The following is a 13,788-nucleotide window of genomic DNA, read 5'->3' as shown; positions in this document are numbered from 1 at the left end:
GGGCGTAGTGGGGGACACGTACCCTCTCAGTCACATTATCGATGGAGACCACGTATTGGTTTTCTGCACGGTTCTCGTAGCTCTCGTCAATGACTTATATTTGAATCCGAACAGCAATTGCGATCCTGTTTGTCACAAAGAAGCCTAAGACCTCCAAGTTAGCGGTTCACGAGTTTGTATGGATCTGCTCCTTCGGGAAGCGGGCTCTCGTATTCATGAGTGGCTGATCGTTCTTCGAACTCCGCGCGTGCCTGCTGGCGGAGTTGGGGATCTTCGAGCAGATCTGCGAGTGTCGCCGCGATTGTTTTTGCAGCGAACTCCATCCCGACTGTTCCCAAATCCTTTCCTGCCGCAACGGCTTGCCAAGAGTGAGCGGGCGTCCCGACAGGCCATGTCGCAGCCCTGAACCGCCCGAGCGGGACATTCCACGAGACATCACCTGAGTCCGTCGAATATGAGCCAGTTTGCCCCTCATCAGGCGCGTTGATGGGTCGGGAGAACATTGCCACATCACGAGCGGCTTCGCGCTCAGACGCAGGAATATACTGAAGCGAATCCTCTACGTCACCAAGGGTATCACGAAGCTCTGCAGCGAATTTCGCCTGCTCGTCATCGAGGGGAAAATCGGCATGATCCATGTTTCTACGGATTGCGTCGGCGAGAGTATGGTTCGGTAAGACACCATACATTCCGGAGGTTTTCGTCGTAGCAAGGTCAGTTCGACTCATCTGAGCAGCTGCCGAAGCGATGTCACAAACCCATTCGGAGATGCGCTCGACCTCCACACGCTCGGGCGCGCGCACGAGGTACTCTACACTTGCTTCGCCTGGGACAACGTTAGCTGCGGAGCCGCCGTTTTGGATAACGTAGTGGATGCGGGCGGCATCTGGTATGTGTTCGCGCATGAATTCGACGCCCATGTTCAGAAGCTGTACCGCATCAAGCGCAGATCGTCCGGAGTCTGGTGAGGCTGCGGCGTGAGAGGTCTCTCCTCGAAAAGTGAAATCGAACGCATCGACAGCAAGACACGACCCCTTTCCGGGTGCGTTGTACCAACCTGGATGCCATGAAATGATCGCGTCTACATCGTCGAAGGCGCCGTCACGAACCATATACACTTTCCCACCACCAGCTTCCTCAGCTGGCGTGCCGAAGAAGACAACCGACCCAGACAGATCATTGTGTTCTATCGAACGCTTGATGGCGATGGCTGCAGCGAGGCTGCCTACGCCGAAGAGGTTGTGTCCACATCCATGGCCAGGCGCACCAACCTCCACTGGTTCACGTTCAGCTTTCGCTTGCTGGCTCATCCCTGGCAAAGCATCGAATTCGCCCATGGTGCCGACGATGGGATTTTCGTCTCCGTATCGGGCAACAAAGGCGGTTTCAATGCCGCCAACACCAGTCGTTATTTCGAATCCTTCCTCGTGTAGGACAGACTGGAGCCGTTCGCTTGATTCGGACTCTTGTAGGGCCACCTCGGGGTTCTCCCAGATCTCCCGCGCGATCATCTTCAGTCGATCACGTTCGGCCTCGATGGTATCGAACAGTGTCCGTTTCACGGACTCGGATTCTTGTTCTGCCATATGTTACCATCCATAGAAGGCGCTAAAAGGGTTCGCTCACCGGCAGTCGAATCGAGGTCAATTGAGACATAAAGGTAGCCAAGTCACTCCGTCTGCCTTGGTTGTGTGTTTGAGCGAAAATCCACGGCATAATAGTAAACGAGGGGAACTGTCGGTACCCTCAAAGCAATCATTAACCTTCTGCCGATCGTACCTAGCGTGCCCCAGTCAACTGAGGGGATAGAACCTGAGGGGGTGGAACGATGGCAACATACATTTGCTTATTCGACTATACACAGCAAGGGATCCAGAACATCGAACAGAGTCCAGCGCGACTCGACTCGTTCAAAGAGGTCGTCGACGAAGAGGGTGGTGAACTGAAGGGATTTTACCTCACGATGGGACGACACGACTTAGTGGCTGTCCTTGAGCTTCCCGACGATCAAACAGCGGCACGAGTGATTCTTCGACTCGGAAGCTTAGGAAATGTAACGACAGAGACTCTCAAAGCATTTCCTGAAGAAGAATTTAGGGAGGTCATCGACGGCCTCCCATGAAAATAGGCATTTATTTCGACCTGATGCTATAATAGCTGCACTCCTGTGGTCACTCGTGTGAGCGCAAAAGTCGTCTCCCTGCAATCCGGAACAACTCACTTTTGCTGAGAGTCGTCAAACGATGAAAAGGAGGTTCGAGTGAGGTTAGTTCGGCAGGCTCTTTCGACCGGTGCGTACCACTCCCAGCGCGGGAACCCATCGTGGCCGTCACAGTCGCAGCTTTCAGGTTCGGCATCGTCTTCGTCGCCTTTCCGATGGGAACGCCTCGTGTGTGCCGTCGTCAGTTTCGGGTTCGACAGCAGCCATGTGCTTGCACCCAGCGTTGCAGTGGACGTAGTGCGGACAGATGTAGGCTATCTCGTCTTCGGTCACGTGATCCGGTGTGACAACGTACTGGTACTCATTCGGGTTGTCGTTGCTCTTATTGATACCGTCGATGAGTCCCGTGATTTCTAACAGCATCAATAAAAATAGATGCGAGAATCCTATTCCGAATGGAAAATTTATAGAGAACTGATATTCAACCGATTGACCTCCACACATCGATTGTTTGGACTTTGTGTTGGAAGGTTGTTAAAGAAGTCTGCAACTGAGCCTGCCCCAAATGGCTCATCGCATGAGACCTTGATCTCTACACCAACATCATACGTAGTAGACCCGGAGAGTTCAAAGCCTGCTGTTTGGGTCGTAGTGCCGACCGTTTTCCCACTGGGTGATTCGACTTGATCGCGTTTGATTCCTTGGCCGTCTCCGCGGACGAAAAGGGAAATATCCGCTGTGGCACTTCCCGAACCACCAGTATAGGTTCGTCCCGCTCGATAATACTCCGCTGTGACGTCATAGGAACCATTACTACTTGGATTAAATCGGCCGTATAATCGGGCAGTCGCAGAACCGTTTCCGATACCTGAGGCATTTGCAAGGGCCCCCATCTCGTTATCATTTGGACGCGCATAAGATCCGACACGCGTGTTGCCACTACCGCTTTTACTACTGTCGCCTTTTGTTATGCCGATACTCGTCGCCGCTGCAGTGGAATCGGCCATGCTCCCGATTCCTGCGAGGGAAACACCGACGGTACCAATTCGTTTGAGTGCTGTTCGACGCGTCGTCTGATCGACGTTTGTCGAGTTGTTTTCCGCCATCGCATTATGAATATAAATCTTAGAAATAAATAAAGTTATTCTAATTTAAATTATATTCGAATAAGAATGTAAGATCTAATCATTAGTGATCTACAATTCGGTGAGCAGACCACTTTCAGTTGGGGCCGGAACACAAATCGAATCGGTAGACGAGCACTCGAGCGTATGGGATTCGCGCTAGGACAGACGGGTTGGTACTTGGAGAAACCATCGTGTCGAGAGCCCAGAACAGTAGGAATGGACTGCCACGAGCAGTGAAATCAGCGCATATCCAGTAGCCGAGTGGCACCTTGTAGGACGAGCAGAAATCGAAGATATACTGCGTCGACATAATCACAGAGTTCGTGACTTGGGCTTTCCCCGTGAGCGACTGCGACAGCGGTGGTATTTTCGCTAGATCCGGGAATTCATGGCCTGTCGATCGACGGGTGCAAGAATAATGATGTTGGGAGTGATATATCACATATGGGTGGGATTGAAGAGCAACTTATCGTCATTCTGTATCTCTTCGCGATTGCCGGTGTCGTCGGCATCGTCGTCGCGAAATATACCCAACTGCAGTACACGACGGGTCTTCTCGTCGCGGGTTTAGTCATCTCTATCCTCGGTTCACCAGTCGAAGTCGACCCGTCGTCCGAGTTCATCTTGCTCGCCTTGCTTCCGGCGCTGATTTTCAACGACGCGATCAACATCAACGTCGAAGCGTTTCGCCAGAATCTGATCCCTATTCTCGTCCTCGCCATTCTGGGAATGCTCCTTTCCATCGCTATAATTGCCGTTGTCGGGCAGTTCGCGTTCGGCTTCTCGCTTGCGGTTGCTATCCTCTTCGGTGCTATCATCATGCCAACCGATCCCGTCTCGGTCCTCGCAGTCTTCGAGAACCTCGGTGTCCCCGAACGTCTCAACATCCTCGTCGAGGGCGAGAGCCTCCTGAACGACGGCGTCTCAATCGTTGTCTACTCGTCGATTTTGGCGGTCATTATCGAGGCAGAATCGCAGGATTTGGCGACCCAAGAGTTCGTCATTCCAAGCGCGTTTCTCTTCGACGTCGGTGTCGGCATCCTCGTCGCACTCGTCGGTGGCGCGCTCGTCGGTGCCGCGGTCGGGTATCTCTCGTACGAACTGATCGCCTTCGTGGATGACAGTCAAACAGCGGTGGTCGTCACGTTGGTCGCCGCCTATGGTGTCTACCTGTTTCTCGATGTTCTCGGAACCAGTGGTGTCATCGGAACGCTCACCGCCGGTATCTTCCTCGCATCCCGTGCCGACCGAACGGATATCTCCCCGGAGACGCATTTCAGCGTCGAAGCTATCTGGGAGTACGCGGATTTCATCGCAAACACGCTGATTTTCGTGGTCGTCGGCATCATTACCCCATTCGACCTCCTCGTCGAATACGGCGTCCAGATCGTCATCGCCATCGTCATCGTCTTCCTCGCACGCGCCGTCGTTATTTATCCGCTGGTCGGTCTCCTCAATCGATGGCAGGCAAGGCCGATTCCACGTTCCTACCAACACGTCCTGACCTGGAGCGGTATCCATGCGTCGGTCTCGATTGCGCTCGCACTGAGTATCGCCGAAACGTTTCCTGGCCGAGCAGAACGGCTTTCCGCGCTCGTTTTCGGTGTCGCTGCGTTCACCCTCCTCGTCAACAGTCCGACGATGGGACGACTCATCACCCGAGTCGGAATCCGACAGCAGACGCCAGCACAGCAACTCTACGAGGCACTCATCGGACGTCTCAACGCTGTTTCTGCTGCTCTTACCTCCGCAGAACGCCTCCTGGACCGTGATGAGATACCGACGAGCGCCTACGAGGACCTGACCACGGTTTCCAAACGGGAACGTGCGAAACTCGAGGCTGCAATCAAGTCGTTACTCGATCAACATCCCGAGATCGAACGCCACGAAGAACGACTCGGACAGCACCGAATCCTCGTAGCGGAACACGACGCCATCGAGGACGCGATACAGCGGGGCGAGATAAGCAAAGACGTTGGTGAACGCCTACTAGCGGACGTCGAAGTCGAACTCGACCGCGTTCAAGCCGACCGGTGGACCGTGGAGGAACCGACACCGCCGGGCTTTACGCCGTACTGGCGCAAGCAACTCGGGAAGGTGGACCTCGGCGACGGTGCGGCCACCCAGACGGGTACGTCTCAGCCAGAAGACCGCTCGCGAGAGGGTGGTCGCTCCGAGCGGTGAGTGGAGCGTCATTGTCGTCCCGTCTTTCACCGAGTCGGGTTTTTCACCGTATCGATGATCGACGCCACCGTCTCTTCCTCGTGGATATCACCGAGTGTCTCGTCTAAGGACGCTGCCTCGAACATTTCCAGTACTTGTTCGTTCACCCCCGCCAAACGGAGGTCGATTCCACGCGGCTCGAGTGTCCGGTGCAAGTCTTCAAACATCTCCACGGACGCAAGATCCACCATGGGTGAAGAGGACAAGTCGAAGACGATGAGGTCGACCGGCGTCTCGTGCTCCTCGATTCTCTCGAGGAGGTCGTCCTGAACACTATTCGTGTTCGCGTAAAACAACCCGGCATCCACGCGGTACACGAGGACGCCCGGTTCCTCTATCGCTTCCGAGTGTTGCTCTCGGCTGGCGAAATGGTCGGTCCCAGGAATTCGCGCGAGCACCTCTTTCTTGGGATTACTCGCTCGTGAGATGGCGATCGCGAGCGAGAGAAAGACACCGATGAACACGCCCCAGAGCATCCCGAGGGCGAGCACACCGAGCAACGCCGCCAATGCGATGATGAATTCGTTCTGGCTGATGGAACGGAGTCGCTGCATCCCATCAACATCGATGATGCCAAGGACAGCAACAGTAACCACGGCTCCCAACGTAGCATCCGGGAGCGTCGTGAACAACCCGGTCAGAAACAAGAGGACGACGACGAGAACGCCGACGACCACCGCGCTGACGAGCTGCGATTTCCCATCCATCGAGTCGTTGAGTGCCGACCTCGACATGCTCCCTCCGACGACGAATCCACCGAACAATCCGGCACCGACGTTCGCAGCCCCATCAGCGAGGAGTTCTTGGTCGGGGTCTGCCCGGTAGTTGTTTCGACGTGCAAACGTTTGAACAGCCCCGATTCCTTGCACATATGAGAGGATAAAGAGTGCCAAGGCCACCGGGACGAGCGACTCGACGACGCCGATCGACGGAATTAGGGGGGCCGTGACCGGGGGGAGACCACTCTGGATTTGGCCGACGATCGTGACACCCTGTGCTTGAAGGTTCAGGATCGACGATACAGCGATGGCGAGCAGAACGACGAGGAGCGCAGTCGGTGCGCGCGGTAAAAATCGTTTTCCAAGTAATAATAGGACGATGGAGATGAGTCCGACGGCGACCGTCGTGAACTGTGCCTCGTTCAGGTGAGTGATGATAAACCCGACGCGCTGAAAGAAGGTACCCGAGGAGCCCGAGATACCGAAAAGTTTCCCGAGTTGCGTGGAAATGATGTAGAGACCGGCACCGGACGCGAAGCCGGTGAGTACGGACCCGGAAATGAAGTTCACGAGGTCGCCGAGTCTGAATATCCAGGCGAACACGCAAATGATTCCAACCATGATCGTCGTCGTGGTGACGAGAGATATGTATTCCATCGCACTCCCGGCTGCGATGGGGCCCACTTCCGTGAGGAGCAACACAGCGAGCGGTGACGTCGGGCCGACGATTACCTGTCGAGATGAGGCGAAAATCACGTACGTAAGAGCACCCATTAGGGCGGCGTACAGCCCTGTCTGAGGAGGCAATCCAGCGAGCGAGGCGTATGCTAAACCGCCGGGAATGACCGCCGCTGAGACTGTGAGACCCGATACGATGTCGGTTCGGAGCCACGCTCGGTCGTACTCTGGAAGCCACTTCGTCACGGGGAGATCCGACTGGAGTCCCTGTGTGATCCGTTGTGAAAGACTGTTGTTTGCCATGATTTTCTCCCCAGATATCGAACCCGAACGGAGTACGTCGTTTGAGGACAAAAATATTACACATATATTCTATCTCTAGTGGGATTTTGCTATTTAGGTCGTGTTGAGTCAATAATTATCCGAGTCATCAAGTGAGACTTCCTTCTTGAACAAACAGCTATCATCTGCGGAGACAATTATAGGGGACAGCGATGATCTTAGAAGAAACCACCCGAGTGACCGCATCTCCGGAGGAGGTCTATCACTTCTTCGAAACGATGGATGTGAACTATCGACGGTGGCATCCCGATCATATCCAGTTCCGATGGAATACTGGAGATGGGTTAGAACAAGGAGCGATCGCTTACTTCGAGGAACAAATCGCAGGAAAGAGGCAGAAAAAGACGGTCCAGTTCACGGAGGTCGTTCCTGACCGATATATCGAGTTCAAACCCACCTCACGGCTAGTCGGGATACTTATGCCATCGATTAGCTTCAAGATCGATCCCCACGAGAGCGGCTGTGACCTCACTCAACGAATCAAGGTACGAACCGGCCCGGTCGGTGCGTGGCTCAACCGGCGAGAATTCGATGCCGTCCGGATGCATATGAGAGAAGAGGGCGGGAATCTGAAGACCATCCTTGAAACCGACGAAGTGCGTCCTCTCTAAAAGCTTCGCGAAAGCCAGCGCCGGACAAACCCCCAATTCAGCCGCTCGCTCCAGTGCCGCCACACTCCGCGTCGATTGCGTGTAGTCCTCTCGCTTCTTTGAACCACGGTTTGTAATCACCAATGCACTTGATTCGACCATTCCACGCTCGATGCGTTCCACCCATGACCGTAGTTCCTCACAAATCGTTTCCGGATCACGGTACTCACTCACCACTCGAATCGATCCTTTTTGCACTGCATCGATATACGACGTCGAACTTCGCTGGCGACATCCGATATCGCGATACCTGTACTCATCTTCACAAGAGATGAATGACGGGACCACCCGTCGTGCCAATATCCGCTTGTTCGCTTTCGACGGTCTTTTTCTCGTCATTGGTATCGATCGCTGCGTGCCGTTGTACTCAGACAAAGAGGACCATCGGTATCTCGGGTGTATCGTCAGTCGCAGCATTCGCACTTTCCATGAGCGTTCGTTGGTCGGTGAGATCCGAGAACGACAATCGGCGTGCTATGGGAAAAGAGCGAAGCGATAGTCAGCTCGGCAGTTCCTTCTGGCCTGCTTGCACGCATGGCTAGCACGGAAAGCTGTTTGAGGGCGACATTGGAGAATCGGGCCAGACTATGAAGAAAGCATCAGTGAGAAAGCGTTACGGTCATAATCATCTCCACTACTTTTTCTGCTCAATCGTTAGCGATCTGTTTTGACTCGTAGTACTCGGTAAAGAGGGGCATGAGAATTTCAGGGTGGTTATCGTGAAGAGCGTTTTAGTCTGCAACCAATGGGTTGGTCTCTTCCTGTGTAATCGGCATGTATCGGTCGGCGGTGGCGGCGTCGACGCCGGCCATGTGAAGCTCACGAACAGTCATTTCGTCGCTGGCCCCCCACGCGATCACGTCGAATTCGTTTTCGTGAGCGAAATCGACGATTTCCGTTTGGATACATTGCCGCGAATGGGGGTGGAGCGAGTCACAATCGAGGGCGAGTGCGGTTTGAATACCGGCGGTGATGCCAACCTTCTCACCGAACAGGTACCCACGCGCCATTCCCGGGTCGTGTTCCCGAACTTCGGTTAATGCGCTCGGGAGAAACGAAGTGACACGTGCATTCACGCCGATGTTTTCAATTTGCCGTAGCACATCGGCCGCGATTCCCGTCTGTTTAAGTTCTATCTGAACATGCACACCCGAGGGAATTGCAGTAAGCGCTTCGGATAGTAGCGGAATTCGTTCGCCGGAGTTTAGGATTTCGAGTTCTCGTAGTTGGTTCCACTCCATTCTAGCGATCGAGCCACTTCCGTCGGTCACGCGCTCGAGGATTTTGTCGTGAAAGACAACGATTTCTCCCGATCGGCACCGACGGACGTCTATCTCGATGGTCGAAAAACGAGCCGATGCTTGCTCAACCGCGTAGACGGTATTCTCTGGATATTGTTCTGCGCACCCTCGATGGGCGATGAGTTCCATGACTTACGGGTTTCATAGGGCAATTTAAAATAAGTCTACCGCTTTGAAGTTGTGTTAGTGAACGTCAGTATTCGAGGGAAGGCATCCGATCGTGGGCTACTCTGAGGTCTTTCGGCCTGTTGATTTCTATATGGCTGGTAGGGGAAATGAATAGTCCCTTCGTTGGAAGTTTATGGTAAATGTGCGGATACCATTCAGTTTGATTTTGAGCGAGGAAATCCATCGCTTCATGTCGATACCGTTGACTAACGATTCCGACGCCGGCATGTCGATATCCGGGTATCATTCCGTAGCCGATAACGGTCCCTGTTTCATCACATTGAATCGCAGTGTGGTCATTCTGGATACCCGGCAGACAGACCACGACGTTGTACCGGCCGTTCAACGCCGCATACCGTCGCAGTAATCGGTCGAGAACTGACGGTGCGACCACGACGTCACCGTTCAGCACGAGAACGTCGTCATTGATGCGTTCGAGAGCACATCGAAGCGATTCGGCGTTTTCGTACTCTTCCCACTGCTCCAAGACGATAGCTTCGACTGCGGTAAGATCGTCGACAATGTTTTCGTATTGATACCCAAGTACGATCGTAAGTCCGTCAACGCGGTCGCGAAGCGCTGTTCGTTGGCGATCGAAAAGCGTCCGACCGTGAATCTCGAGGAATGCCTTTGGAATGTCTGCCGTCGAGTCTCCCATTCGACTCCCACAACCGGCCGCCAAGATTACCGCGTGCATGCGATTACCTCCGTAGCGGCACGTTCACCGGCATGCCCGTCCATTGGGATCCCGAGTTCCGCGCGAAACGCTGCTTCGCGTTTGGCGACCGGTTTCGATGAGCCATGGTTGTAGAGATCGTCAATAACCGAAACGTCGAAGTCAGCGATACTCATCACATTACCGATTTCGGGGACGGTATTATCCTCAGCAGCGATGTCGGTAAACTGTATTAGCGGACGTCCAGTGTGTAGCCATTCGGCGACGATTCCGGAATAATCGGAGATGAGTATATCGGCATTCAGCATACTCTCACCCGGCGTCGAGTGTTCGTCGAAGATCACGTTTGGAAGGGACGCGATTCGTTCCCTGCAGGCTTGTGTGAGCGAACGACCCGGCTCCTCTGTCTGGTCCATCGGATGGGGCCGAAAGAGAAGCTCGTATTCGGTGTCTGCAAACGTATCGAGGACCGTTTCCGCAGTGGCGAGGTACGAACCGCCGCCGTAGTTGTGATTGGTTGGAGCGTATAGCACCCGTTTTTGACGGGGTGATTCCGCGGCAACCAAGTCGTCGGCTTCCGGAATACCAACGACCGCGACGCGAACGTCGTCGGGAAACGCTTCTCGATATCGCCGCGCCCACCGCTCACCCGGCGCAAGGGCGACATCGATAGCGTGACCGATCGATGCGACAGTTACGTCTACTTCTCCGCGTCCAATGGATGCACCGTGGCGGATATGGACGAGAGGGTACTCGTCGTAAAAATCGATATCCTCGATTCGATAACGATGGTTGTACACGACAACCGCCGGATCAATGTCGCGTACGTTTCGGTCGATATCCATCACCTCATCGACGTCTATCTGTGGAATACTATCGCTGCAATCGCGAGCTTCCGGATGGACTGGCATATATGCCGACGAGACGTCGACGTGCCTGTCGATCGATTCGAACGTTTTCCGCATGAATTTTTGCTCTATAACATATAGTATTTGAACCATAATTTCTACCCCCACCTAACTCTAACTGCGATACTAAACGGACCAATCGTGTACAAATGGTAGTATCGCAGCCGTTTCTCGCTTGCTCTATCACCTAGGCGATGTACCTATTTAATCGTGTTCTTTACTATGGGATGGGCGATCTACACATCTGAAAATTGACATAAACCTTCCAAACAAAAATAAATACAATAGCTACCAATCGCCAGCTAGTTCATGATTTCTTGTGTACCACCTCGTGCCCGGCGAGCCAACAGAGTCGTAGGAAGTGATCTCGCCCGGAATCGAAGCTACCGCTCCTCGCGGTACTTCCGGAGCGAAAGCGGTGCGAAGACAGCGACAATCACAGCGGAGGCGGCAAGTACCCATGCAATATCCACAAACTCAACGCCGCCATGCATGAGACCACGGGTAGCGTCCGCGAGATGTGTAACCGGGTTGATGTCGACCACGATCTGAAGCCACCCCGGCATGGTCGCGGGGTCGACAAAGATGTTAGATACGAACGTGAGCGGGAATAGGAGGAGGAAGCTCATAGTCATGACTGACTCTGGCTTTTCGACGGTCAACCCGACGACGATCCAGATCCAAGAGAGGCTGAACGCGAACACGAGGACGAGCACCATCGCGAGTAGCACGCCCACAATACCGGCCCCTGGCCTGAAGCCGAGTATGACGCCGAGCCCGATGACCATTGCCGCAGCGATGGAGTAGCGCATGACGTCGCCTAAGAGAGCGCCAACGATAGGTGCGGGTTGCCAGATTGGGAGCGACTGAAAGCGGTCGAACAGGCCGTTATCGATGTCCGTATTGAGCCCAAATCCAGTGTAGACTGTAATGAAGACGATGGACTGTACGAGGATACCTGGTAAGAGAAACTGGATATACTCGCGTGGCGACCCCGCGAGAGCGCCACCAAAGAGGAAGGTGAACAGCAGCGTGAACATAAGCGGGAACGCCGTGACGTCGAACAACTGAAATGGGACATGCTTGATCTTCAAGAGGGCTCTCCACCCGAGTGTCACCGATGCAGAGACGGGGCCAGCACGTGGCGGACGTTCATCGTGTGAGAGGACATCAGCCAGATCCTCCTCCGTAATGACCGACGTCTCCCTGGTCTCGGTGCTCATGCTGCTACCTCTTCGGTTTGGTTCTTCGCGGGATGCCCAGTCAGGGCAAGGAACACCTCGTCTAAACTAGCCTGTCCAAGGGAGAACTCAGCGACACGTACCTCGGCGTGCGCAAGCGCCGGGAGCACCGCTGCCGCGCTCTCGTCATCCATGACGCTGGCAGAAAGCGTGTCACGGTCGTCTCCGTCGAGAATCTCCACGCCGAGAAGATCCGTAAGAATGGTCTTAGCCTCCGCCTGCTGTTCCGGGTTGTGCAGACGTATGTGGAGCGTGCTTGCGCCTATGGCAGCTTTCAGCTCGCGGCTCGTTCCCTCGGCGATAACTCGCCCGTTGTCGATCACGGCGAGCCGGTCTGCCAACCGATCCGCCTCGTCCAGATACTGCGTAGTAAGGAGTACGGTCGTTCCCTCGGCGGCAATGGCACGGATGATCGCCCAGACTTGGTTCCGGCTACGGGGGTCGAGACCCGTCGTCGGTTCGTCCAAAAAAAGCACTTCGGGAGTGACGACTAAACTCGCAGCGACGTCGAGTCGGCGCTTCATGCCGCCGGAGTACGTCCGCACCTGGCGTCCGGCGGCCTCGGTGAGGCCGAAGGAGGCGAGTAGCTCGTCGGCGCGCTTACTGGCGCTGCGCCACGAAAAACCGAGCAGGCGCCCGACGAGGACAAGATTTTCGTGCCCAGTCAGCTCCTCGTCGATGGAAGCATACTGGCCAGTGAGGCTTACTTTCCCGCGAACCGCAGCCGCATCCTGTACGACGTCGTGTCCAAGAACGGTTGCGGTGCCCGAATCTGGGCGGAGCAGCGTCGCGAGCATTCGAATCGTCGTCGTTTTTCCAGCACCATTGGGACCGAGGAGACCGAACACGGTTCCACGGGGTATCTGGAGGTCGATGCAATCTACGGCGAGTGTATCCCCGAATGACTTGCGCAGACCGGAGGTCTCAATTGCGTACGTCATTTCGTCGTCCTCATCTGTATCGTATCTATTATACAATCCTGAAGGTTCAGCGGGGCGGACGGCGCCATTTCGACCGGTCGCACGTGGTTTAATGCGTTCTGGGCTATCTCTTCATCCTCCGCAAGCCGTTCTCGTGGCCTGACTCTACTTTCCGAGTGCGCCCGCCATGCCCAAGCGGCAGGTTTCACTCGCGTTTCTGGAACGGTAGTTATCTCTCTCGACCTTTTTTTGTTACTCATGCTATGTGCCCCTTTCGGAGGCCAGTCCTCCACTATAGCCTAGGTTCGCAGTGAAGAAATAGTAGCGCCAAGTGGAGTGTAAGTGAAGATGTTTCATCAAACCCACCGATGGGAAATAATTTTTACTGGGCTGGTGACAGCCATTCGGTAAAATTCGAGAAACCGAATGAACGATGGTTAGTTCAGCAAATCCGTCCTTTTCTCCGCACGATCTGCGCGGGATGTCACCGAGGCCATCGCAATCGCAGTCTTCTGGATCGACTCGTCCTCGGATGGACGCGTCGAGCGTCCCGACGATTTGATACTTCCGTGTTCGAATATCGTCCTTTGTGTTTATACTGACCACGCCTGTCTCATCTGTTCGTAACCAAGGACGAAATCCGCCGGTCATGTAATGAATGCCATCATTCTCCC

At 54.5% G+C, this 13,788-nt stretch carries 12 protein-coding genes; 3 read left to right on the top strand and 9 right to left on the bottom strand.

Translation table 11 applies throughout. The features are described from left to right. Positions 1-158: 158 nt before the first annotated feature. Positions 159-1,586: an amidohydrolase gene (locus tag OOF89_RS21835; protein WP_266082008.1), complete on the bottom strand. Its 1,428-nt coding sequence runs from the start codon at positions 1,584-1,586 to the stop codon at positions 159-161. Between the two features lie 242 nt (positions 1,587-1,828). On the opposite strand from OOF89_RS21835, the gene OOF89_RS21830 reads away from it, so the two are divergent. After that, positions 1,829-2,122: a GYD domain-containing protein gene (locus OOF89_RS21830; protein WP_266082006.1), complete on the top strand. Its 294-nt coding sequence runs from the start codon at positions 1,829-1,831 to the stop codon at positions 2,120-2,122. Positions 2,123-2,344: 222 nt separating this feature from the next. Here the strand turns inward: OOF89_RS21830 and OOF89_RS21825 are convergent, their stop codons facing one another. Both OOF89_RS21825 and OOF89_RS21820 read right to left on the bottom strand, forming a co-directional pair. Continuing rightward, positions 2,345-2,584, bottom strand: coding sequence for a hypothetical protein (locus OOF89_RS21825; protein ID WP_266082004.1), 240 nt, complete (start codon positions 2,582-2,584; stop codon positions 2,345-2,347). A gap of 41 nt (positions 2,585-2,625) precedes the next feature. Then, the gene (locus tag OOF89_RS21820) at positions 2,626-3,267 is read right to left on the bottom strand and encodes a hypothetical protein (RefSeq protein WP_266082003.1); all 642 of its coding nucleotides are present in this window, start codon (positions 3,265-3,267) and stop codon (positions 2,626-2,628) included. Positions 3,268-3,732: 465 nt separating this feature from the next. Here OOF89_RS21820 and OOF89_RS21815 point away from each other — a divergent pair, with 465 nt between their 5' ends. Continuing rightward, complete coding sequence (locus OOF89_RS21815; protein ID WP_266082001.1) at positions 3,733-5,472, top strand: cation:proton antiporter; 1,740 nt, start codon at positions 3,733-3,735, stop codon at positions 5,470-5,472. Between the two features lie 26 nt (positions 5,473-5,498). Here the strand turns inward: OOF89_RS21815 and OOF89_RS21810 are convergent, their stop codons facing one another. Further along, on the bottom strand, positions 5,499-7,211 hold the full coding sequence (locus tag OOF89_RS21810; RefSeq protein ID WP_266081999.1) for a SulP family inorganic anion transporter: 1,713 nt from the start codon (positions 7,209-7,211) through the stop codon (positions 5,499-5,501). Positions 7,212-7,402: 191 nt separating this feature from the next. Here OOF89_RS21810 and OOF89_RS21805 point away from each other — a divergent pair, with 191 nt between their 5' ends. Continuing rightward, entirely contained in the window at positions 7,403-7,861 is a 459-nt protein-coding gene (locus tag OOF89_RS21805) for an SRPBCC family protein (RefSeq protein ID WP_266081997.1), read from the top strand. 770 nt (positions 7,862-8,631) lie between these two features. Here the strand turns inward: OOF89_RS21805 and OOF89_RS21800 are convergent. The 5 genes from OOF89_RS21800 to OOF89_RS21780 form a co-directional block, all read right to left on the bottom strand. Then, positions 8,632-9,330, bottom strand: coding sequence for a glycerophosphodiester phosphodiesterase (locus OOF89_RS21800; protein WP_266081996.1), 699 nt, complete (start codon positions 9,328-9,330; stop codon positions 8,632-8,634). Between the two features lie 64 nt (positions 9,331-9,394). After that, positions 9,395-10,066, bottom strand: a complete 672-nt coding sequence (locus tag OOF89_RS21795) for an NTP transferase domain-containing protein (RefSeq protein WP_266081995.1) — start codon at positions 10,064-10,066, stop codon at positions 9,395-9,397. After that, positions 10,054-11,010, bottom strand: a complete 957-nt coding sequence (locus OOF89_RS21790) for a CDP-glycerol glycerophosphotransferase family protein (RefSeq protein WP_266081993.1) — start codon at positions 11,008-11,010, stop codon at positions 10,054-10,056. Before OOF89_RS21790 ends, OOF89_RS21795 begins: the two co-directional genes overlap by 13 nt. Before the next feature lie 326 nt (positions 11,011-11,336). Beyond that, the gene (locus OOF89_RS21785; protein WP_266081991.1) at positions 11,337-12,176 is read right to left on the bottom strand and encodes an ABC transporter permease; all 840 of its coding nucleotides are present in this window, start codon (positions 12,174-12,176) and stop codon (positions 11,337-11,339) included. Then, a complete protein-coding gene (locus tag OOF89_RS21780) occupies positions 12,173-13,135 on the bottom strand; it encodes an ATP-binding cassette domain-containing protein (RefSeq protein ID WP_266081989.1) in 963 nt (320 codons plus the stop codon). The genes OOF89_RS21785 and OOF89_RS21780 overlap by 4 nt, the downstream gene beginning before the upstream one ends. Positions 13,136-13,788 lie beyond the last annotated feature (653 nt).

It is taken from the genome of Haladaptatus caseinilyticus (assembly GCF_026248685.1).
GTDB lineage: Archaea > Halobacteriota > Halobacteria > Halobacteriales > Haladaptataceae > Haladaptatus > Haladaptatus caseinilyticus.
This window is presented reverse-complemented; position numbering and strand designations above follow the sequence as displayed.

Bases quoted from the DNA above. Each gene is read 5' to 3' on its own strand.
- OOF89_RS21780 (WP_266081989.1), bottom strand. From the start codon at position 13,135: ATGACGTACGCAATTGAGACCTCCGGTCTGCGCAAGTCATTCGGGGAT.
- OOF89_RS21805 (WP_266081997.1), top strand. From the start codon at position 7,403: ATGATCTTAGAAGAAACCACCCGAGTGACCGCATCTCCGGAGGAGGTC.
- OOF89_RS21810 (WP_266081999.1), bottom strand. From the start codon at position 7,211: ATGGCAAACAACAGTCTTTCACAACGGATCACACAGGGACTCCAGTCG.
- OOF89_RS21825 (WP_266082004.1), bottom strand. From the start codon at position 2,584: ATGCTGTTAGAAATCACGGGACTCATCGACGGTATCAATAAGAGCAAC.
- OOF89_RS21830 (WP_266082006.1), top strand. From the start codon at position 1,829: ATGGCAACATACATTTGCTTATTCGACTATACACAGCAAGGGATCCAG.
- OOF89_RS21815 (WP_266082001.1), top strand. From the start codon at position 3,733: ATGGGTGGGATTGAAGAGCAACTTATCGTCATTCTGTATCTCTTCGCG.
- OOF89_RS21800 (WP_266081996.1), bottom strand. From the start codon at position 9,330: ATGGAACTCATCGCCCATCGAGGGTGCGCAGAACAATATCCAGAGAAT.
- OOF89_RS21835 (WP_266082008.1), bottom strand. From the start codon at position 1,586: ATGGCAGAACAAGAATCCGAGTCCGTGAAACGGACACTGTTCGATACC.
- OOF89_RS21790 (WP_266081993.1), bottom strand. From the start codon at position 11,010: ATGCGGAAAACGTTCGAATCGATCGACAGGCACGTCGACGTCTCGTCG.
- OOF89_RS21795 (WP_266081995.1), bottom strand. From the start codon at position 10,066: ATGCACGCGGTAATCTTGGCGGCCGGTTGTGGGAGTCGAATGGGAGAC.
- OOF89_RS21785 (WP_266081991.1), bottom strand. From the start codon at position 12,176: ATGAGCACCGAGACCAGGGAGACGTCGGTCATTACGGAGGAGGATCTG.
- OOF89_RS21820 (WP_266082003.1), bottom strand. From the start codon at position 3,267: ATGGCGGAAAACAACTCGACAAACGTCGATCAGACGACGCGTCGAACA.